The following is a 22,547-nucleotide window of genomic DNA, read 5'->3' on the forward strand; positions in this document are numbered from 1 at the left end:
CTTTTTAACCGCTTTAATTCCTCCAATGAATCCATTTAAAACCGTTTTATACGCATATTTAATTTTACTTTCAGGGAACACTGTTTTTTCGCAAGAATTAGAAAACAATACCACACAACAAAGTTCCAATCTACCGCTATTAGAGAATACAGTAGCATATGCCAATCCGAAAAATGACAATATATTAAACAGTTTTAACTACAATTCATTATCGCAAATTGACACTACTCATGCAAACAAAAATACAATAGCGTATCCTCCAGCATTTAAAGACTACAGAAGATTAGCCTATGATACCGGAATGTACGTAGGAGCTACTGTTATCGCATTTGGAATTCTGTATGCCATGCCAGAAAGTGCAACCAATTGGGATAAACAAGCCATGAAAGAAAATGGTTTTGCGTATAAATGGAAACAAAATGTAAAAGCGGGTCCAGTTTGGGACGAAGATGATTGGGTTTTAAATTATGTGACCCATCCCTATTCAGGTGCGGTTTATTATATGACTGCACGAAGTAGTGGTTTTAATATTTTTGAATCCTTTTTATATTCGGCCTTTATGTCTACTTTTTTCTGGGAATATGGTATCGAAGCTTTTGCCGAAATTCCTTCAAAACAAGACTTAATAGTAACTCCTGTAATAGGCTCGGCAGTAGGCGAATGTTTTTTCTATGCTAAAAAAAGTATTATAAAGCATGATCGAAGAGTATTAAAATCTCGTTTTTTAGGATACACCACCTTATTTGTTATCGACCCATTTAATACTTTATTGGATAGTTTTGGCTATAAAGAAAAACAAAAAACACAACTGAATGTAGCTCCTATAGGTTTTGATAAAGGAACAAATAAAACTGTTTGGGGACTTAATTTTAGTATGCAGTTTTAATAAATAAGATTTTACAAGATACTGTATATCAAATTATTAAATCAATTCTTTCATTAATAAACAAAAATGTTAAAGTTTTAAATAAAGAAAAAAATAAATTCTTTTTTAACAATCGCAAATAGAATTATTTATTACTTTTATTTCATGCTAATCAATAAAATACATTAAAACAATGTTAGTTATTAGTTCAGATTAGCACGACTTCTTTCACTGATTTATTAACCTAAAAAATGATTTTTTTTGAGTAAAATTGAAATTATTGTCGCTTTTGTTTTTATGGTTTTAAATTATATAATTATTTCAAAAACTATTTTAAAATACAAGCAGATAAATAAAACATTTGCCAAAATTGTAACCGATAGAAAGTAGCACCTAGGGTTAAACAAAAAATTTTACAATCAACAACTTTGTTTCAAAAGAATTAAGCTTCAAAGAATTGTTTCAAGAAAGTAAATTTTCAATATATATAGACAACCAATGGTTTTAATGTGAAATTGTTTCTTTACAAAATAAGCAGACTATTATTTATAGACAATCCATTTACAAGGAGATTTACACTACAGTAATACTAGTATCAATATACAATTAGTATTTAATAAAAGTGCTTAAATATACTTTTAAATTGTAAGAAAGTTAATTTATTTTTGTTTAAATCTATAAGGTAAAAACAAAAATAAAGAGAGAAAGGCTAATCAAAATGACTAGCCTTTCTTTTTTTTTATTCCTTAACCAAGTAGATTCCATCATCTCTAATCTCGATTAGTTTTTCTTTGTATAAAGCTCCGATGGCTTTTTTGAATGTTTTTTTACTCATCTTCAAAACGGTCTTAATATCTTCGGGATGCGAATTATCCGTTAGTCGTAAAAAACCTCTACTGGCTCTTAATTCGTCTAGAATCTTTTCAGCATTGGGTTCTATACTCTGATATCCTTGAATCTGTAGCGAAACATCAATCTTATTATCAGGTCTGACATTCTTGATATAACCGCGCATACGATCTCCTGTTCGAATAGCATCATCATACACCTCGTCTTTGTATAACAGTCCTTTATATTGCTCGTTGATAATAACGTTGATTCCCAATTCGGTAATATGCGAAACGATCAAATCTACTTCTTCCCCTTTTTCAACAGTAAGATGGTCATTTTTTAAAAACTGATTTAATTTGCTGGAAGCTACCAAACGATTGGTTTTTTCATCCATATAAAGATACACCAAATAGCGCTTTCCTTTCTCCATAGGACGTGCTTGCTCCTTGAACGGAACAAGTATGTCTTTCTCCATTCCCCAATCCATAAAAGCACCAATTTGATTGGTATAATTTACGCGTAAAAGCGCAAACTCATTCAACAAAATATAAGGCTCAAGAGTTGTAGCAACTGGGCGTTCTTCGTGATCCAAATAGACAAAAACAATAAGCTCCTCGCCTATTTCAAATTCGTTTGGTACGTATTTATTGGGTAAAAGTATATCGTGTATTCCTTCTGGATCTTTTTCTGGATTTCCTAAAAACAAACCCACTTTGGTATCACGCAATATTGTTAGCGTATTGTATTTTCCTATTTCAATCATTTTGTAAAGATTCTGAGTTGCTAAACAACCAATTTTAAAGTGCAAAGGTACGAAGTTTGAAAATGGGAATTCGAAAAAATAATTTCATAAAAAAACGCCCACTTAGGACGTTTTCTATTTATTGAAAGTATTTACTTAATTGTATACACTTTGCTTCCCAAAATAAACAGCTAATAAATAATATACAACTGCTCTGTATTTATTTCTGTTTGACTTACCATATTGCTCCAATACGGCATTAATTCCTACATCTAGTGCTGAACCACTTGATAATCCTAATTTCTTGATTAAAAAATTATTTTTTATTGTATCTAATTCAGCTTGTTGACTTCCAGCAACTACTGAAGAATCTGGATTATATATTGACGGGCCACAACCTATTGTCACTTTTGTCAATAAGTCCATATCAGGACTAATACCGCATTTGTCTTTCAAATCGGCTGCATATTTTACAATTAATACATCTCTTGCACTCATAAAAATATATTTAAAGATTTGTTTGTTTTTATAACCTACTCAAATTTAGCAATTTATTATTTATGTGTGCGATTTTTATTCATTATTTTTTCATAAAATTTTAATTATTTGATAAAAAACTGATTCAAATAAAAAGAATCATTCCTACAGAATGGACGAGCTAAATACTACAACTATATCAATTCCTTGAAATACTGCAATAGAACAGTATTATTTTCTAAAGTTGGTGTAAAAACTTCCAAAATACTTGGTCGGTCATTTTGGGCATACAATGAATCTAATCCTTCGAATAAACTCATCTCATCATTTGCAGCGGCATAATCCAAGCCATACATTTTTGCCAAATGTTCTGCTGTTAAGTTATGAGAAGTTTCAAAAAAAGTATTAAAAACAGGCGTTTCATTATGTCCTGGTAAAATTCTAAAAATTCCTCCGCCTCCATTATTTATTAAAATGATTTTAAAGTTTTTCGGAATGTAATTGTTCCAAAGCGCATTGCTGTCGTACAAAAATCCAATATCTCCAGTTATAAAAACCGTTTGCTTGGCGTTGGCGGCAGCTGCACCAATAGCAGTAGAAGTACTGCCGTCTATTCCGCTGGTACCTCGATTGCAATACACTTCGATGGATGGGTCTATGGGAATTAATTGGGCATAACGAATAGCCGAACTATTACTGATTTGCAATTGACTATTTTGAGGCAAAGTAGTAATTACTTTTTCGAATACTTTAAAATCAGTAAAAGGGATTTTAGACAGATAAATTTCGTGTTTCTCTTTGCGTATGCCTTTAATTACATTTAAATTCGAGAAATAATTACTTTCAATTGTTTCTGTCAAAGGTAAAAAAGCATTGAAAAAAGCATTCGGTTCAATTTCAAAATGATGTGTCAAACAACCAAATGTGTCATACGCTCTTAAAGAATCAATATGCCAATGGTATTTCGGCTGATACTTTCTTAGGAACGCTTTAATACGTTTGGAGACAACCATTCCTCCAAAAGTAATTAGAATTTCTGGTCGAAAATCTTCAAAATCTTCTGCTGAAAAAGGTGTAATTATGGTATCGATGTTACTTATAAAACTGGAATGATGCACATTTGAAGTGTTTTCGGTCATTACCACAACCGATTCATCATTGGCAAAAGCTTCAATAGTTGAATCAGCGATAGCATGAGGGTCGTTTACACCTATCAATATCAATTTTCGGGAAGATTTGTTCCAAATGTTGGCGTATTGTTGTAATTCTTTGATATCAATCGTCTGTGGTTCTTTTGGGGAAGCGAAGACAAGACTATTGACACTTAGCTCTGAAACCGTTTCGTACAAAGGTTCTTCAAATGGCGCGTTGATGTGCACTGGTCCTTTTTGGTCAATAGCGGTGTTAATGGCTTCGTTAATTTTTCTATCATTCTCTTCAGAAACTGTTTCCAACAAATTGGCATTGTACAGCGAATGGTTGGCAAATACATTTTCCTGACGAATGGTTTGACCATCGCCAATGTCAATCTTGCTCTGCGGTCGGTCTGCCGAAATCACAATTAATGGAATCTGGCTGTAGAATGCTTCTGCAAAAGCAGGATAATAGTTCAACAAAGCCGATCCAGAAGTACAAACAAGAACGGTGGGTTTACCAGTTTGCTGGGCTATTCCTAAGGCAAAAAAGGCTGCAGCACGCTCGTCGGCAATGCTATAACATTGAAAAGCAGGATTACTGGCAAAACCTATTGTAAGGGGGGCATTTCTTGAACCCGGAGATATGATAATGTTGATTATTTCTTTGGCTAAAAAAATTTGAAGTATACTTTGTGCTAAAGGTATTTTGGGGTAAGTCATTTAAAAGATTTAAAAGTTTAAAGTTTAAAAGTTTAAAAACAAAACTTCTAAAAAGTGTTTTGCAAAGTTACAAAGTTGCCAAGGGTTTTCCATTCATTTCGGGCTATTTTTCTTAAATTTGAAATCAATAAATAGCTACAGATGAAAATCAAATTAAGACCCTACCAAACCGAGGATACGCAAGCCATATTGGATATTATCAATTATAATATTCTAAACTCAACGGCTTTATATGATTACAACATTCGAACTTACGAACAGCAAAAGGCAATATTGGAAGAAAAAATCAACAAACATTTTCCTGTAATTGTTGCAAAACAGGATGGTAAAGTGGTTGGTTTTGGGATGTATAGTGAATTTCGATTTAGAGAAGCCTATAAATACACCGTAGAACATTCTGTTTATGTCGATAAAGAACATCATGGAAAAGGAATTGGAAAATTATTATTATATGAATTGATACAATTGGCCAAAAACCAAAAATTACACACTATGATTGCTGTAATCGATGCCGAAAACCAAAGCAGTGTCGATTTTCATGAAAAATTTGGATTTAAAACCGTTGGAATCATCAAAGAATCTGGTTATAAATTTGATCGTTGGTTGCATTCGGTTTTTATGCAATTGATTTTGGAGTGAAATAAAGTCAGAAACAGTAAAGTCTTGTTGTTGCCAATTTGACTTTATGACTTTATAAACTTACGACTTATAACTTTATAGTATCTTTGCATCTTTTACAAATACTATGAGCTTTACCCTCCTTTCTTCACCCTTACAAGGATTTACCGATTTTAGATTTCGAAATGCCATCAACAAATACTTCGGTGGTATTGACACCTATTACTCCCCATACATTCGTCTGAACGGTAAATTGGTTATAAAATCATCTTACGAAAGAGATTTGCTTCCTGAAAACAACATTGGCCTTGAAGTTATTCCGCAAATTATAACCAATGACGCAGACGAATTTATATTTGTTGCTAAATATGTCAAAGAATTAGGATATAAGGAATTGAACTGGAATTTGGGTTGTCCTTACCCTATGGTTACAAAATCCGGTATGGGTTCCGGTCTTATCAGCAATACCGAAAAAATCAATCATATTCTAGAAAGAGTCCATAATGAAACCGACATTATTGTGTCTATGAAAATGCGTTTGGGCTATGATACTAGCGAAGAAATTCTGGACCTCTTACCCATTTTAGACAATTACCCAATAAAAAACATTGCCATACACGCGCGTATAGGGAAACAACTGTATAAAGGTGGCGTACATCTGGATGCGTTTCAACAATGCATTGACAACACCAAACACAAATTGTATTACAACGGTGATATTACTTCGGTGTCTAAATTCCACGAAATGCAAGAACGCTTTCCAACTATTGACCATTGGATGATTGGTAGAGGATTAATCTCAGATCCTTTTTTGCCGAGCATGATTAAAAGCGATGCTTCCGATTATCCAAAAAATAAAATGGAATTGTTTAGTGATTTTCACGACACTTTATATCAAGGTTATAGCGAATCATTATCGGGATCAACTCATATACTTTTGAAGATGCATCATTTATGGGAATATTTTTCGGTTATATTTTCAAATCCGCATAAAGTTCATAAAAACATTAAAAAGTCCAAAAGCATCAAAAATTACGAAGCTACGGTTAAGGAAGTTATTGCTAAAGAAAAGTAGAATAGTTATGTTTTTCTGAGCCATATTAAGATGAATAAGTTCATTTAAGTCCATAAAAAAAGAGCTTGCATTACAAACTCTTTTTTTCTAAACTGATTTACTAAATACTTTCTAAAATTACGCTTTAATCCAATTCACAATTTCTGGATCCGTTGGTAACGTTTTTGGCGAAATTACTTTTACTAATTCCCCTTTTTCGTTGATAAGGTATTTTTGAAAATTCCATTGTACTTCAGAATCCTCCAAACCATTTTTAGATTTCTTGGTCAAAAACTGATAAACGGCACACATATCATCTCCTTTTACAGAGACCTTGTCCATCATAGGGAATGTAACTCCATAGTTTTGCTGACAGAAAGTCGCGATTTCTGCATTAGTTCCCGGTTCTTGCGAAGCAAAATTATTCGCAGGAAAACCTACTATCACAAAACCTTTAGCCGAATATTCTTTATACAAAGCTTCTAAATCCTTGTACTGCGGAGTCAAACCACATTTTGAAGCCGTATTGACAATCATAACTTTTTTGCCTTTTAGTGTGGCAAAATCAAAAGTCTTACCATATAAATCTTCGACTTTAAATTGATAAATGGTTTGTTTCACTTGAGCTTGAATTTGAATACTTAAAAAGAACATCGCGCAGATTGCTACTACTAATTTTTTCATGATTTATTTTTTTTATAAAATTAAGAAATTATTTGCGTTATCATCTTTTTTTTTACCTGAACAAAAGTTAATTAAAACAGAAAGAACAACCTATCAATTGTACACTTTAGCAAGCTCAAATTTTGGAGCTGTGTAAAAACAAAAAGATTCTACTTTTCAGTTGAATCTTTTTAACTTTCCATTAAGTCTATTGACCAAAACTGTTGCAGTGGTAGTTAAAGGATGTTACTTTATTTAAACGTTATTGGTATCGAATAGAATAATTTTACATATTTATTATGCTCTTTTGCAGGATTCCAAGTCGGGGATGAGTAAATAACTCTAATTGCTTCGGCATCTAAAAAGCGGTTCACACTTTTAGCAATTTTTATATCTTCAACTTCACCCAAAGTGTTTACATAAAATTCAATTACAACTGTGCCGTGACTATCATTGGCTTCAAGCGGATATCTAACATTTTTTAAGACCCATCTGGTAAAATTATTTGCATCACCCCCCTGAAAACTTGCTAAGTGCTCAGCACTAGAAATATCAATTTCCTTTCCTTCATCATCAAAAAACTTATAATTAATTCTTTTATTTTTGATGTAGTTTTCATTAGCACAGATCTTTCCAGTTTCAGAATACCAAATCCAATTTCCATTTTTTTTACCTTGCACATATTCACCTTCTGATTCTAAAGTTCCATTTTCTAGATAGTTTTTCCATTTTCCATTTTGTTTATTCTTTAGGTAATTTCCTTCTGATTTAACATTACCATTTTCAAAAAAGTATTTAAAAAAACCTTCCCTAAAAGTACCTTTCTTGTTTGTATAAGTTCCAGTCATTTGGATACTGCCATTTTTATAATAATCGTTTGCTACATAAATTTTATCTGAAATAAAAAATTTCCTGCTAAAAGAGGCATTCTCAATGTTTTTTATTTCTTTCCAATTTTGATCGTAAAATGTAGTAATAGTGTCTTGTGCTACAGAATATTGAATAATAAAGATAGCAATTAGTAAGTGTAATTTCTTTTGATGCATTATTTTGTTTTTAGTTGTAATACCATATAACTTAAATACTCGTTACTTTCTAGCGAATATATACCAAAAATAGAGTAGATTATTGCTATAGGTTGGCGGTTTTGAAGCAAATATAGATATAATGTTTTTATTACAAATCACCAAAAGGGTTTTTATTTGTAGACTATTTTTCGTACTAACTAGCCGCACCAATTTTGGCATGTTACCGCTGATAGATCTCAATATTTATTGATAACGTAATCGGTTGAACTATCTACTAACACAGCTCAATGGCACTTTAATTATAAAAAAGTATAATTTAATTATTTAAAAGGTATCATTCAATAATTCGAAAAATAGAGAGTTAATATACAAATAATAGAGCGACACTCTACCATTTGCAGACTACACCAAAAACAAAAACCTGGTAACTAATTACCAGGTTTAAGAATACTGTTTTCTCAGAAAAAACAATATTAATTCAAAATAAAAAACACATTAAAATACAAATAACCAAACTCAATCTTAACAATTACAACTTTTATTTTTGAATTTATTTTAAGCTTGAACTAACTTTTTTAGGCTATTGTAAACCGCAAGTTCAACATCGGCATGTTCTTTTGAATTGCATTGCTCCAATAAATTATTCAGCACAGTAGCATCAACATTTTGTTTCTTATCCATTTTAAGCAGCAATTGTTCTGATAAACTACTTAAATTTTTTGAAATAGGTAAAAGTGGTTGAATTAGTGGGGCATTTAGACTTAATTGAATTAAATCTGAATTCATTTTAATCCATTTATTTAAATAATTAGTAACTAATAATTGATTCTCAATGGATTTATTATTTAAATAAGAATCAACTGCTGTATTAAACCCCAAAGCATCAAATGCATCGGGCGTACAAGCGTCTGCAAACAAAGTAAATGGTGAATAGGTCTGATATTCTGTACCTTGAGCATTTCTTGAATATTTTTTAAGCGGCTCACATATATTGGACAAATCCTCTAAAGCTTCATTTTTCTGATTGTTACTGATGTTTCTCAATAAGGCTTCTTTACTTTTAAGATGGGTTAAGCCCAGTTCCTCAAGTCTAAATGAAACGGTTTTCAATCTTTTACGCAAACTTACTATATCAGTAATATTTTCATTCGACCATAATCTTTCGGCAATTGCAGCAGTCCTTGGCCAAATTCTGGAATCAATAGTAGAAGGAGTTACCAATTCTGACCACAGCGTGGCTTCGCCTCCCAAAATTCTTGCTTTTTCTACTTCAGTTAGCACCACATTTTTGGGCATTGGATCTACTGTATAATGATCTTCTACTCCAAACATTAAATCAATATAATACCCATTGGACAAAACGGTTTTGTACCCTCCCTTTACGGCGTCAACAAGCGATTTTCCAGCAGGAACACCCTCATTGGTCCCTTTCCAGGAATGTATTATGGCGTCTTGCGACATGTTTTTGGTCATTATTTCTTCCCAGCCCATTAACTCTTTATTGTGTTTTTTGAGCATCGGAATCAGTTGCATCGTAAAATAGGTTTGCAATTCGTGATTGTTTACCAGATTGTGTTTCTTTTTGAATTCCTGAATTTTTGGGTTAGCATCCCAATCTTTACCCTCGTTTTCATCCCCACCTATGTGAAAAAATTTCCCGGGAAAGAGCGGACAAACTTCGTCAAAAAATTCGCTAATCAACTGATAGGTCTTAGGATTTGAAGGGTCTAATGTTGGAGAAAAAATTCCTGAATTTCGTTCTAATGAGTAGGATTGAATTTGAGTAAATTTTTGCTCTTTTTCGCCAGAATTCACATTCAAAGTGACCACTTTGCTCCCAATTTCTGGATACGCCGTAAGTATTGCCGATCCATGTCCGGGCATATCTATTTCGGGAACTACCAGAATGCCCCTATCAGCCGCATATTGAACAATATTTTTTATTTCTTCCTGCGTATAATAATTTCCATCCGATGCCATCTGAATTAGTTTCGGGTGTTTTTTCATTTCGATTCTCCAGCCTTGATCGTCTACCAAATGCCAATGAAAAACGTTCATTTTTACCGCAGCCATACCATCCAGATTTCTCTTAATGACATCAACAGGCATAAAATGTCTTGCCCCGTCAATCATCAAACCTCTCCAAGTAAATCTAGGAAAATCAGAAATTTTTGAAATTGGAAAATAAAAAGAATCTTTATTGTTTTGTAGCAATTGCACTAGTGTTTCGAGTGCATGCAAAGCACCCAAATCGGTAGTTGCATTTATCGTGATTTTATTCTTTGCAATGTCCAGCAAGTAACTTTCGTCTTCATACAATTCTATTTTTCCGCTGCGAACACAATTAATTTGCAATTCGGCATCAGGAACTTCATTCAATCCAGTTACAAATCCTTGATAAAAAAACATTCCTGTTCGTCCATCCAGTCGTCTCAAAAAACGGGTAGCCCCACTAAAAATTCTTTGATTTGGTGCCCCTGTAATATTGACTTTAAAATTTTTGGTCAAAGCAAAACTACCCTCCGTTACAGTTATATTTTGAGGCCAGGGCATTACATCTAATTGCTCCTTATTGATTTGGGCAGTAGTGATAAAAGAGGCAAATAGAAAAATTATTACGTATTTCATTTTTTGTGCTGGAAGGTAAATTAATATCTAATTTTAGAATAATGGGCAATAGAAAGTAGAACTAAATTCAAAATTTAATGCTAATTCACGTCAATTATGAATTTAGTTCCTGCATTCTCAAACAAAAGTATTTTTAGTACTCAAATCGTTTAAAAGCTTCAATAGCTTCATATTCGGCAAGGCCTAAATTATCGTACAATTTGGCCGTGTTTTTATTCCTATCCTCGGCTCTTACCCAAAATTCCCTTGAGTCATTTCCTTGAAACATTACCCTGTCTTTTTGAGATTGGTGGTACAAAATGGCTTGTCTTTTCAATAATACTTCATCTGGACTTAATGGAACTGCCATGTCAATTTCATGAATATCCCATTCGTGCCAAGCACCTCTATACAACCATAACCAACAATCGTTCATGTACGGTTTCGATTTTAATTCCTTTAAAGCTGCAAATATGGCATTCAGACAAACTTCATGAGTTCCGTGAGGATCGGCAAGATCACCTGCGGCAAAAACCTGATGCGGTTTAATGCGTTCAATAATTTCTTTTACAATTGCAACATCTTCAGGACCCAGTGGTTTTTTTTGAACTACCCCCGTTTCGTAGAATGGAAGGTCCAGAAAATGAGTGTTTTCATCTTTTAAACCAATGTATCGGGTAGCGGCATAGGATTCACGTCTTCTAATCAATCCTTTTAATTTGCGGACTTCGACAGAATCACTTTGTCCTTGTGTTTTTGAGTTTATAAAATCAATAACCGATTGAAAATTAATTCCGGTCTCATCTCCACCAACAAAATCATTACAAACTTCGGCAAATTTCAAAGCTTCATCATCTGTTACTGCAATATTTCCAGAGGTTTGATAAACAACGTGTACATCATGTCCTTGCTTAATTAATTTGGCAAATGTTCCTCCCATCGAAATCACATCATCATCTGGATGCGGGCTAAAAAGTATAACCCTTTTCTTGGCAGGCGTAGATCGCTCCGGTCTGTTGGAATCATCTGTATTTGGTTTTCCTCCCGGCCATCCTGTTATGGTATGTTGCAATACATTGAACATGTTAATATTCAGGTCATAAGAAGAACTTCCAGCAGCCAAAAGATCCGACATTCCGTTGTTGTTGTAATCTCTATCCGTCAATTTAAGAATCGATTGATTGGTATGTTGACAAAGCCAGACAATGGCCTTGTTTTTTAATTCTTGTGTCCAGATACACTCTCCTACCAACCAAGGTGTCTCTAATCTTGTCAGTCCTGATGCTGCACCTTCGTCTAAAACAAATGTGGTGTTTTTATGGTTTTGCAAGAAGGTTGCAGGAACCTCAGAGCTTATTTCGCCTTGAATTGTTCTTTTTATTATAGAAGCTTTATTTTGCCCCCAAGCCATCAAAACGATTCTTTTGGATCTTAGAATTGTTGAAACTCCCATCGTAATAGCCCTTTTAGGAACATTTCCAATTCCGTTAAAATCGCCGGAAGCATCCACTTTTGTGATATGGTCTAAAGTAATAATTCTTGTTCCGGAATTAATATGCGAACCAGGTTCGTTGAATCCAACGTGACCAGTACGACCAATTCCAAGCAGTTGAAAATCAAGCCCACCAGCATTTTTAATATTCATTTCGTAGTCAACACAAAACTGGTTCAAATCTTCCAGAGCCACAGTCCCATCAGGAATATTAATATTTTCGGGCTTTATATCAACATGATTAAATAGATGTTGGTGCATGAAGAAATGATAACTTTGGTTACTCTCTTTGGGCATTGGATAATACTCATCTAGATTGAAAGTCACAACATTTTCGAAACTAAGCCCTTCTTCTTTATGCATTCGAACCAATTCTTGATACACTTTTATAGGAGAAGAACCTGTGGCCAATCCTAAAACGCAAGGTTTGTTTTTTTCTTGTTTGGATCGAATTAAGTCTGCAATTTCTTGCGCAACAATTACAGATGCATCCGTAGAATTTTTAAAAATTACATTATGTATTTTTTCAAAACGGGTATCTTCAAACTGTCCTGCTGTCTTAAAGCTTATGTCATTTACCCTGGCTGATGTAGTTCTCATGTTGTATTTTTTTAATGTATTTTTTGTTTTCCATTAAAGATAACAAATGTTTTAATTCTTTTGTTTATCAAATCTTTAAAAGAAAAGTATTGTTTGTTTTAATATTTTTTTAAGTGCAAACAGAAAGAAATTAGCGTCCTTGACTTATAGCTTTATAATAATTCGTTTGCTTTATATGGTAATTTTTATTTTTAATAAAAAGAAATTTCAATTTTAATAGACTCCTAAAACAAAGTTTAAATACTTTACAAATCAGAGTGAATGGTTATTCAACCTTTATAGACTTAAAAATTCTTGCAACATCATTTTCAATTCTTAAAACTTTATTAGTACCAGACAGGGTTTCCCCTGTCTGGCATAATAAAAATAACTGTAATTGTATTTACTTTTAGAAATTAGGTCCAGTAGTATCCCACCAAAGTCTAGTTCCACCATTGTCTGGCCCACCAAGTTCAGCAAGGCCGGTTTTAACTCCTTCAGGGTTACCTGCTTTTTCAGAATCGACAAAGTTTATTCTTCGCATTCCGTATTGAGTCGTAACTGTACCCGCGCTTGCATTTACAAGAACTGGCAACAACATTGGGTAGCCTGTTCTTCTATATTCAGACCAAGCCTCTTGCCCTTCTGGGAAATTAGCAATCCATTTTTGAGTAATAATTTTTTGCAATTTTACTTCATTTGTAGCAGCACCATCACTCCAAGAAACTGTAACAAGATTTACAGCGTTACCATTATTAGCAGCATTAGTCGGATCTACATAATTTTTAGCCACATTTGTATTGGTTAGATAATTACTAACTCCCGAAACACCATGTTGTTCAAAAGATTGTGTAATTCCTGTTTCATAAAGTCCTTGAGCAGTCCCTCCCATATTCCATCCTCTCAACGCTCCTTCAGCTCTCAAGAAATAAACTTCGGCAGTTGTCATCCATACCGTGGTCTTAATATTTACAGAAGAAAACCCGACGTGATCTGATTTATCAACAATTGTAATACCAGTACGTATCCCTTTATAAGTGCCAGGATATTCAGAAGATGTTAAGAAAAATGCTGATAATCTAGGATCTTGATATCCGCCCATGATAGATTCCATATCTGCAGACATTTTTATATCTCCCCAACCTTGGCTTATATCTGAAATTGGATTACTGTAGTTTTTAGCTTCAAGAGTAAAGATGTCGGCTTTGGTAGATAAAACACCAAACTCATGATTAACGGCACTTTCTGCTTCTGTTTTAGCTTTTGCTGGGTCAATTTTCACTATTCTCATTGCTAATCTAAGACGCAAAGAATTTGCATACTTTACCCATTTTGTATAATCGCCATGATACGATGAAACATCAGTTGTTGCAAACAAAGATGATTTTCCTGCTGCTGCATTAGCTTTGGCAATAGGTGTCAAACCTTTAATAGCTGTATCTAAATCAGCAAACATTTGATCATAAACTAATTTTTGTGAATCATAAGGAAAAACCGTTGTATCTGGTTTTCCGAAAGAAGAATACACACATGGACCATAAATATCCGTAATTCTATGCATTGCTTCAACTTTGATAATCAATGATAAGTCATAAAATTCTGGATATCTAGCTTCTGCTTGTTGCTTAACTTTCAAAGCGCTCGCCATAACCTGTCTATAAGCATTATCCCAAGCTTGGTTATTCCATCCATTATTCAATTTATATTGTGGATTATTTCCGTTGGCAAAACCTGATCCGGTAGCCATATAACCAGACCATATATCACCTTGCAGGTTTTGTTGAATTTGATAGGGCCAAGCAGTAAGAACAAATACATTGGCAAACATTGGCGAAAATGGTGCTTTGATTGTATTATAATCTTGCTCAAGTTGTTCATTTGAAGCTCCTTGAGGGTTTGAATTTATATTCTCAAAATCTGAGGTACAACTTACTGCAGAGAGCAATGTAATACAGATAGCGGCTGATTTTATATTTTTTAATGTCATGATGTTTTTATTAGAAAGTTACATTTAAATTAAGACCTACACTTTTTGTAGATGGCATACCATAGATATCAACACCCTGTAATCCTTCACCTGTACTTAGAGCAATATTTGGATCAAATGGTGCTTTTTTGTATATAAAGAATAAATTTCTGGCAATTAAAGATAAACTAGCTGATTGTATAAATTTAAGTTTTGAAGTATTGAATGAATATCCTAATGATAATTCTCTTAGGCTCACGTTTGTTGCATCATAAACATATTCTCCAGTTGCTTTATCTCTACCACCAACAGACTGATAATATTTTTGCGCATCCATTTTTCCTCCATTTGCAGTGTATGGAGTTCCATCTGCATTAACAGCATCTATAGCTACGCCACCATTGTTTCTTGCATCACCTGTAGCTTTAGACACACCTGCAAAGTCATTCATAGATTCAGTCAAACTCATTACCTCTCCACCAAATCTGCCATCAATAAGGAAATTCAGATTGAAAGAACCAAATTTAAAACTATTTTGAAAACCAAGCATATAATCAGGATTTGCATTTCCTACTTCTTCAAAATCAGTAAGCTGTATGTCTCCAGTATTACTCAATTGAATTTTTCCTGCTGCATTTCTCAATATATTTTTACCTTCTATAACCCCAAAAGCCTGTCCTTCGTTTATTACATATCTGTAGCTGTTAGATCCTGCCTCTGTCAAAATAATAGTTCCTCCTAAATCTATAGGAATCCCAGTAACAACATTATGGTTGTGCGAATAATTTATTGCCGCATCCCAGGTAAATTTGTCTTTTTCAATAATTCTACCATTCAATACAATTTCAACACCATTATTATTAATATTTCCTCCATTAAAGGCATAATTAGTGTATCCAGAAGGATCTACTGCTGGCGCAGGAACTGTAAGAATTTGGTTTTTAGTGTCCGAATTGTAATACGTAAATTCAAATCCAAGTCTGTTATCAAACATTCTCCATTCAGTTCCAAATTCATAAGAACTTTGCAATTCTGGTTTTAATGAAGTAAGAGGTCTTGGTCCAATTATTGGAGCTATAAGAATACCTCCAACAACTGTTGATTCGGGTGATGTTACATAAGCGGAAACGTCATTACCTACTTGTGCCCATGACCCTCTAACTTTACCATAACTAATCCACTCCGGCATAGTCGCCATTTCGCTAATAATTCCCGAAAGACCAAAAGAAGGATAGAAATATGAATTCGTATCTGTATTTACTAACGTAGATGACCAGTCATTTCTTCCCGTTACGTCAAGAAACAAATAATCTTTGTACCCCAAAGTAGCTGTAGCAAAAACAGATTGAATTTCTTTATTACCACCAGAAATTTGTTGGTTTTCTGCATTATTTACAAAATTCCCTAAAGTAAACCAGTTGGCATAAACTAATCCTCCACTTCCTCTGCCTGAATTTAACACAGTAGATTCTGAAAATGATTTTGTAAAACTTGTTCCAAGAATAGCATTAAAACTAAAATCTGGATTAAAATCTGTATTGAATTTAGCTAAAAAGTCACCATAATTTTGAGTTCCAACATTATTAACATTAACATAAGTTCCATTTATATTTGAAAGCGAAGCTGCTGAAGTTGCATATATTTTTTTATCAAAACTTGTTTCAAGGCGATTATAACTATATCTTGTAGATAATGTTAACCAATCATTGACTTGATAATCTAAACTAAGTCTTCCTTTAAAGAAATTATCTTTATTAATAGATGCATTTTTATTGATTAACCAGTATGGATTTTGAGAAGTTTCATTTGGTGTATTTACCCAATTTTGAGCCATCAAATTTCTTGCGGGATCAAAAACCTCATAATTCTGTTGGTAATAATCAAGGCCTTTACCTCCTCTTGGCATACCATAAACTCCTGTTAGTGGATTAAAATATAAACCATTGACTGGTCTATTGTTGATGGTTTGAGAAATATAATTTGCATTGGCTGCAACAGTAAGTTTGTTATCTAGGAATGTATTAATTTGATTAATACCAAAATTATTTTTATTCAATTTATTTCCTTCAATAATACCAGAAGCAGTAGTATTAGCATATGTTAAAGTTGTGAAAGAATTTTCACTGCCCGTTGTAAATCCTAAAGAAGAAATTTGAGTTACACCTGTTTGAAAAAATTCATTAACGTCATCATTTGTAGCTCCTTTTGTATAAGTCCCGTCAGCATTTTTACCCCAAGTAACTTCTGTATTTGGAGAAGTTGAGGCAATGTATTGATTTTGGAATTTTGGCAAGTAAGCAGCATTGTCCATTGAAGTTGTAGAAGTAAAATTAAAACTTGATTTTCCTTCACTTCCTTTTTTGGAAGTTAACAGAATAACGCCATTTGCGCCTAAACTACCATACAAGGCCGAGGCTGATGCCCCTTTTAGGACAGTCATTCCATTGTAATCATCAGGATTTAAAAGTGATACTACATCACCTCCATCTGTATTTCCACCTGCTAAACTACCAAAAGTTTCATTAGGTTGTGTTGCACCAGAACTCATTAAAGGCACACCGTCTATTACATACAATGGTTGATTGTTTGTAAGTGAAGCATTCCCCCTAATGACAACTTTTGTAGAACCTCCAGTACCCGAAGCACTTCTGGTTACTGCTACACCTGCAATTTTACCAGCGACAGTATTCATTAAATTTACGTCTTTTACACGTACCAACTCAGCTTCTTTAATCTCTTGTACCGTAGAGGTCACAGATTTTTTAGATTTTTTAATACCAAGTGAAGTTACAACTACTTCTGTCAAAGCCGTAGAAGTTTGCGCTTTCAATTGTACATCGATGTTTGAAGATTCTCCCACTATTACAGTTTGAGAGTCATAGCCTACATATGAAATTATCAAAGTTGCACCGGATTTTGCATCAATTGAAAATTTACCATCAAAATCGGTAGAAGTACCTTTTGGCTCCCCTTTTACGTTAACATTTGCTCCCGCTACTGGCGCACCAGTGGCATCTGAAACAAAACCCTTGATATTTTTTACCTGTGCAAGTGTCACTTGCGTCGTAAAAATAATCATAACAAGTAAGAAAATTTTTTTCATTTTTAAATTATTTTTGTTAGTTATGCCGTAAATTTATTCTTAAGGTAGTGTTAAAAAAAATAAATTATACCAACAGCATTATTTTTTAAACCAACGACGTGTTTCAATCAACAATGTGTTTTTCGAAAACGTTTTCATTAATATAATATATACCTTAATGACATTTTTATAGAATTTTATTCATGGAAAAGCTTTTTTTAATAACAAATTGATTATTTATGCAAAATAAAACCAAAACACATTACTTTTTGGTGTTTACCCCTATCATTATTTGTAAATATAAAAGTCCAAAATGAAAAAAATAAATTTCGATATAAAACTTCAAAATCACATTTGGTTTTGGGGAATCTATTTTCTGCTTAATTTTTTGCGTTGGGGTGCTTATTTTAATGATTACAGTTATTCTTTCAAATCAAACTTAATTGAATTTGCACTACATATTCCATTAGTATATTTCAATTTATTGATACTCATTCCTATGTTTGTATTGCAGTCGAAATATTTTAAATATACAATTTCTTTATTGGCGAGTTTGAGTGTCGTTTATTTATTGAAAACCGGTCTGACCTATTTTATTATTTCAAAAAATATTTGGCCAGAAGCCAATCGGGATTACAAACCATTCGAAATAAATCATATTGTAGCGGTTTGTATAGGGGAACTGTATGTTCTTGCTGTTGCATCGTCTATGTATTTAATGCTGACATGGCTTAGGGAGAGAGACAGAAACAAAGCCATAATGGAGAATCAGAATAAAATTAAATTAAAATATTTAAAAAATCAGATACAGCCTCACTTCTTTTTTAATACTTTAAACAACCTCTACGCTTTATCATTAGAATCATCTGATAAAGTTCCTGATGTAATTATCAAACTTTCTAATTTAATGGAATATGTTTTGTACGATATTGAGGGTACCAAATTTGTCCCTTTAATAAAAGAAATCGATTATATTCAAAATTATATTGAAATAGAGAAACTCCGATTTGAAAACGTTGAAGTGACCATCAATTTGGAATCGGATATTGATACAATAAAAATCCCTCCTTTATTATTTATTTCATTAATAGAAAATGCCTTTAAACATGGTGGAATTAATAATGACAAACTCAAAATAAAAATTAATTTCAGAGTTACAAACTCAAAACTTGAATTTGAAATAATAAATAATTTTGTAATTTCACAGCCATTAAAACACAAAAAAGGTATTGGCTTATCAAATACCAAAAAAAGATTAAAATTAATTTATAAAAACAATTTTACCATAAATCAAAATATAAAATTTAATTTTTATATAATCACAATTCAAATACCTTTATATAATGAAGATTAAGTGTGTATTAATTGACGATGAACCATTGGCTATAAAAGTATTACTCAATTATTTTGAGAATTTTTCAGACTTTGAAGTTATTGGCACATTTAATAATTCATTAGAAGGATTAGAATTCATTAATACAAATAGTGTTGACGCTGTTTTCTTAGACATTAATATGCCTATGATGACAGGATTTGAATTAATAAGTCTTCTTGAAAATAAAACTCGAATTGTTATTACAACCGCCTTTAGAGAATTTGCTGCCGAAAGTTATGACTTAGAAGTATTAGATTATTTAGTAAAACCTATTCCACTGCCGCGCTTTATAAAATGTATACATAAAATTGAAGCCGAATTCAATTTGAAAAACAACATTAAAGTCGAAAATCACCGTGTAGAACCCCATATTTTTATCAAAGTTGATAAAAAAATGGTCAAAATAAATATTGATGAGATTCTTTTTATCGAAGGAATGAAAGAATACATCAAAGTTGTCACTCCCGAAAAAACATATATTACTCACAAATCATTAACTTCATTGACTGAAGAATTGCCTGCTGACCGTTTTATGCGCATTCATAAATCCTATACCATTGCATTAAACAAAGTAAAATCAATCGAAGGAAACCGAATTCAAATCCTATCCTATACTATACCCATTGGTCGAAATTACAGTAAAGAAGTAAAAAGCAAAATTCTGGAATAATTTCTAGACGAAAAATCATTTTTATTTAGAGAAATCATCACAAAATAGCCATTTGTTGAAGAAATAGTGTTGTTTATATAAAAGTGAAAAACTTTACATGATAAAATTTTTTTTTGATATTCTTAACAAATATATTTACAGTCTTGCAGCATCAAAAAATTAATAATTAACCAAAAAAATTAAATTTTTAAATTATGAGTTCAGAAAATTCACAAACCAAATGGGGTCAATTTATCCCCTTAGTTATCGTATTCTTCTTTTGGGGATTTGTAGCTGCAAGTAACGACATTTTAATCCCTGTTTTCAAAAAAGCTTTTGATTTAACCCAAGGTCAAAGTCAGTTTGTTTCCATCGCTTTTTATATTTCTTATACCGTTGGTTCCTTAATATATATGGGGATTTCTCTATTGATTAAACAAGATATAGTTAATAAAATCGGGTATAAAAATGGACTCGCTTTGGGATTGGTAATTTCTGCTCTTGGAACTTTATTATTTTATCCAGCGGCTAATACCGGATCTTATCCGTTAATGTTGGCTGGTTTATTTACGGTTGGATTAGGTTTTTCTCTGCAGCAAACCGTTGCAAATCCATTGGCAATTGCACTGGGACCAATAAAAACAGGCGTACAACGATTGACTTTAGCAGGTGGTATAAATAATTTGGGAACTACAATTGGACCACTAATTGTGAGTTTTGCTATTTTTGGAGCTGCATCAACTGGAAATACTGACATGAGTATCGAAAGTGTTAAAATTCCTTATTTAGTATTAGGCTTAGCGTTTCTGCTTGTGGCTGTTTTATTAAAATTTTCTTCATTACCAGAACATCCGGAAACAATAGTAGAAACAGTAGAAGATGCAACATCTTCAAAAAAATCGGCATTGCAATACCCTCAATTGATTATGGGAATGATTGCCATTTTCCTTTATGTGGGTGTCGAAGTTTCTACAGCAAGTAATTTACCAGCTTATATGGAAACTAAATTGGGTTTTGCCATTGGCGATATTGCTCCATATATTTCATTGTATTGGGCAAGTTTAATGATTGGTCGTTGGACTGGAGCTGTTGAAGCTTTTACCGATAATATGTCTACCCAAAAAATTCTGCGATTTATTGCTCCATACTTGGCGTTTGGCGTTTTCTTGCTTGTAAATGCAATAGCAAAACATGATCTGACTCCTTTCTACATTTACGGGTTAATTATTTTGGTATTAATTGCTGCCGATATGGCCAGTAAAGGAAATCCTGCCAGAATGTTGCTTATATTTTCAACATTGGGAGCTATTGCCCTTTTTATTGGAATTTCAACCTCGGGTATGATAAGTGTCTACGCATTCACAAGTGTTGGTTTGTTTTGTAGTACACTTTGGCCATGTATTTTCACTTTAGCAGTAAGCGGATTAGGAAAACACACTAGCCAAGGAAGCAGCTTCTTAATCATGATGATTATGGGTGGTGGAATTGTAAGCTGGGCACAAGGATTTGTTTCTGATAGCATTGGTATTCAAAGCAGCTATATTGTTGGTGTTTTATGTTTTGCATATTTGGCATTTTATGCTTGGAAAGTAAGCGGAATTTTAAGAAATCAAGGAATCGATTTTGATAAAAAAATAGCTGGAGGACATTAGAAAGAATTCAGTTTTCAGATTACAGTATTCAGTAAAATGAGTACAAATAAAAATCCCATTTTGCAATTATTGTGCAAAATGGGATTTTTATTTATGAAAATAGGTTTCTTTTGCCAAAATTCAATTCAATGAGAATCGGATATTTAATTTTTAATTGACCCAAGTCTAAAATATTAAAATCTCAGCTATTTTGAACAGAAACAAAAAAAGTCTCATTACGTTATGAAATGAGACTTTTTTAATGCTATTTCCAGACTGAATACTGCAGTCTGAAATCTGTATTCTTTTTTACTTGTTTCCTTTTTCGAAATCAGCAACAAATTGAGCCAAACCAATATCTGTTAATGGGTGCTTCAACAAACCATAAATTGCAGAAAGTGGTCCAGTCATTACATCAGCTCCAATTTTGGCACAATTTACAATATGCATAGTGTGACGAACAGAAGCTGCAAGAATTTGAGTTTCATACCCGTAATTATCATAAATCAAACGAATTTCTTCAATAAGCGCCAATCCATCTGTAGAAACATCATCCAAACGTCCAATAAAAGGAGAAACATAAGTAGCTCCAGCTTTAGCAGCCAATAAAGCCTGACCAGCAGAGAATACTAAAGTTACATTTGTTTTTATTCCTTTATCAGAGAAATATTTGGCAGCCATCACACCTTCTTTAGTCATTGGCAATTTTACCACGATTTGTTCGTGTAAATCAGCCAATTCTTCACCTTCTTTAATCATTCCATCGTAATCCAGCGCATTTACTTCGGCACTTACATCACCTTCAACCAAATTACAGATATCAACATAATGTTTCAAAATGTTGTTTTTTCCTGTAATTCCTTCTTTTGCCATCAAAGATGGATTTGTTGTAACTCCGTCTAAAACGCCTAATGCTTGTGCTTCTTTAATTTGAGCTAAATTAGCTGTATCAATAAAAAATTTCATAATATATTTAATTTAATTGTGTGTTTAAAAAATTCGGTGCAAAATTACGAAATCAATATCAATATC

General features: G+C 32.9%; 16 protein-coding genes. 6 read left to right on the forward strand and 10 right to left on the reverse strand.

The genetic code is table 11. The features are described from left to right. Positions 1-25: 25 nt before the first annotated feature. Positions 26-886, forward strand: a complete 861-nt coding sequence (locus OLM57_RS14900) for a DUF3943 domain-containing protein (protein ID WP_264564482.1) — start codon at positions 26-28, stop codon at positions 884-886. Between the two features lie 718 nt (positions 887-1,604). Here OLM57_RS14900 and OLM57_RS14905 read toward each other — a convergent pair. From OLM57_RS14905 to menD, 3 genes are all read right to left on the reverse strand, one after another. Next, positions 1,605-2,459 (reverse strand): S1 RNA-binding domain-containing protein, encoded by an 855-nt coding sequence (locus tag OLM57_RS14905; RefSeq protein WP_264564483.1) that lies wholly within the window; start codon positions 2,457-2,459, stop codon positions 1,605-1,607. A 135-nt stretch (positions 2,460-2,594) separates the two neighbouring features. Next, on the reverse strand, positions 2,595-2,936 hold the full coding sequence (locus OLM57_RS14910; protein ID WP_264564484.1) for a DUF2853 family protein: 342 nt from the start codon (positions 2,934-2,936) through the stop codon (positions 2,595-2,597). 173 nt (positions 2,937-3,109) lie between these two features. After that, on the reverse strand, positions 3,110-4,771 hold the full coding sequence (gene menD / locus OLM57_RS14915; RefSeq protein ID WP_264564485.1) for a 2-succinyl-5-enolpyruvyl-6-hydroxy-3-cyclohexene-1-carboxylic-acid synthase: 1,662 nt from the start codon (positions 4,769-4,771) through the stop codon (positions 3,110-3,112). Positions 4,772-4,912: 141 nt separating this feature from the next. Between menD and OLM57_RS14920 the strand changes: the two genes are divergently transcribed. Both OLM57_RS14920 and OLM57_RS14925 read left to right on the forward strand, forming a co-directional pair. Continuing rightward, entirely contained in the window at positions 4,913-5,410 is a 498-nt protein-coding gene (locus tag OLM57_RS14920) for a GNAT family N-acetyltransferase (RefSeq protein ID WP_264564486.1), read from the forward strand. Positions 5,411-5,516: 106 nt separating this feature from the next. Next, complete coding sequence (locus OLM57_RS14925; RefSeq protein WP_264564487.1) at positions 5,517-6,464, forward strand: tRNA-dihydrouridine synthase family protein; 948 nt, start codon at positions 5,517-5,519, stop codon at positions 6,462-6,464. Between the two features lie 117 nt (positions 6,465-6,581). Here the strand turns inward: OLM57_RS14925 and OLM57_RS14930 are convergent, their stop codons facing one another. The 6 genes from OLM57_RS14930 to OLM57_RS14955 all read right to left on the reverse strand — a co-directional run bounded on the left by OLM57_RS14930 (position 6,582) and on the right by OLM57_RS14955 (position 17,881). Continuing rightward, on the reverse strand, positions 6,582-7,097 hold the full coding sequence (locus OLM57_RS14930; RefSeq protein ID WP_264566917.1) for a glutathione peroxidase: 516 nt from the start codon (positions 7,095-7,097) through the stop codon (positions 6,582-6,584). Positions 7,098-7,357: 260 nt separating this feature from the next. After that, complete coding sequence (locus OLM57_RS14935; protein WP_264564488.1) at positions 7,358-8,152, reverse strand: energy transducer TonB; 795 nt, start codon at positions 8,150-8,152, stop codon at positions 7,358-7,360. Positions 8,153-8,689: 537 nt separating this feature from the next. Further along, entirely contained in the window at positions 8,690-10,762 is a 2,073-nt protein-coding gene (locus OLM57_RS14940; protein ID WP_264564489.1) for a beta-N-acetylhexosaminidase, read from the reverse strand. Positions 10,763-10,895: 133 nt separating this feature from the next. Then, complete coding sequence (gene nagB / locus OLM57_RS14945; protein WP_264564490.1) at positions 10,896-12,833, reverse strand: glucosamine-6-phosphate deaminase; 1,938 nt, start codon at positions 12,831-12,833, stop codon at positions 10,896-10,898. 388 nt (positions 12,834-13,221) lie between these two features. Continuing rightward, positions 13,222-14,799: a RagB/SusD family nutrient uptake outer membrane protein gene (locus OLM57_RS14950; RefSeq protein ID WP_264564491.1), complete on the reverse strand. Its 1,578-nt coding sequence runs from the start codon at positions 14,797-14,799 to the stop codon at positions 13,222-13,224. Between the two features lie 10 nt (positions 14,800-14,809). Continuing rightward, a complete protein-coding gene (locus OLM57_RS14955) occupies positions 14,810-17,881 on the reverse strand; it encodes a SusC/RagA family TonB-linked outer membrane protein (protein WP_264564492.1) in 3,072 nt (1,023 codons plus the stop codon). A gap of 292 nt (positions 17,882-18,173) precedes the next feature. Here OLM57_RS14955 and OLM57_RS14960 point away from each other — a divergent pair, with 292 nt between their 5' ends. The 3 genes from OLM57_RS14960 to OLM57_RS14970 all read left to right on the forward strand — a co-directional run bounded on the left by OLM57_RS14960 (position 18,174) and on the right by OLM57_RS14970 (position 21,536). Beyond that, positions 18,174-19,214, forward strand: a complete 1,041-nt coding sequence (locus tag OLM57_RS14960) for a sensor histidine kinase (protein ID WP_264564493.1) — start codon at positions 18,174-18,176, stop codon at positions 19,212-19,214. Next, positions 19,204-19,905, forward strand: a complete 702-nt coding sequence (locus OLM57_RS14965) for a LytR/AlgR family response regulator transcription factor (protein WP_264564494.1) — start codon at positions 19,204-19,206, stop codon at positions 19,903-19,905. Before OLM57_RS14960 ends, OLM57_RS14965 begins: the two co-directional genes overlap by 11 nt. Before the next feature lie 194 nt (positions 19,906-20,099). Further along, a complete protein-coding gene (locus OLM57_RS14970; protein ID WP_264564495.1) occupies positions 20,100-21,536 on the forward strand; it encodes an MFS transporter in 1,437 nt (478 codons plus the stop codon). 288 nt (positions 21,537-21,824) lie between these two features. On the opposite strand, the gene fsa is transcribed toward OLM57_RS14970, so the two are convergent. Continuing rightward, positions 21,825-22,481 carry a fructose-6-phosphate aldolase gene (gene fsa, locus OLM57_RS14975; protein ID WP_264564496.1) on the reverse strand — a complete coding sequence of 219 codons (657 nt, stop codon included), beginning with the start codon at positions 22,479-22,481 and terminating at the stop codon, positions 21,825-21,827. Positions 22,482-22,547 lie beyond the last annotated feature (66 nt).

The organism is Flavobacterium sp. N3904, assembly GCF_025947305.1.
In the GTDB taxonomy this organism is placed as follows: domain Bacteria; phylum Bacteroidota; class Bacteroidia; order Flavobacteriales; family Flavobacteriaceae; genus Flavobacterium.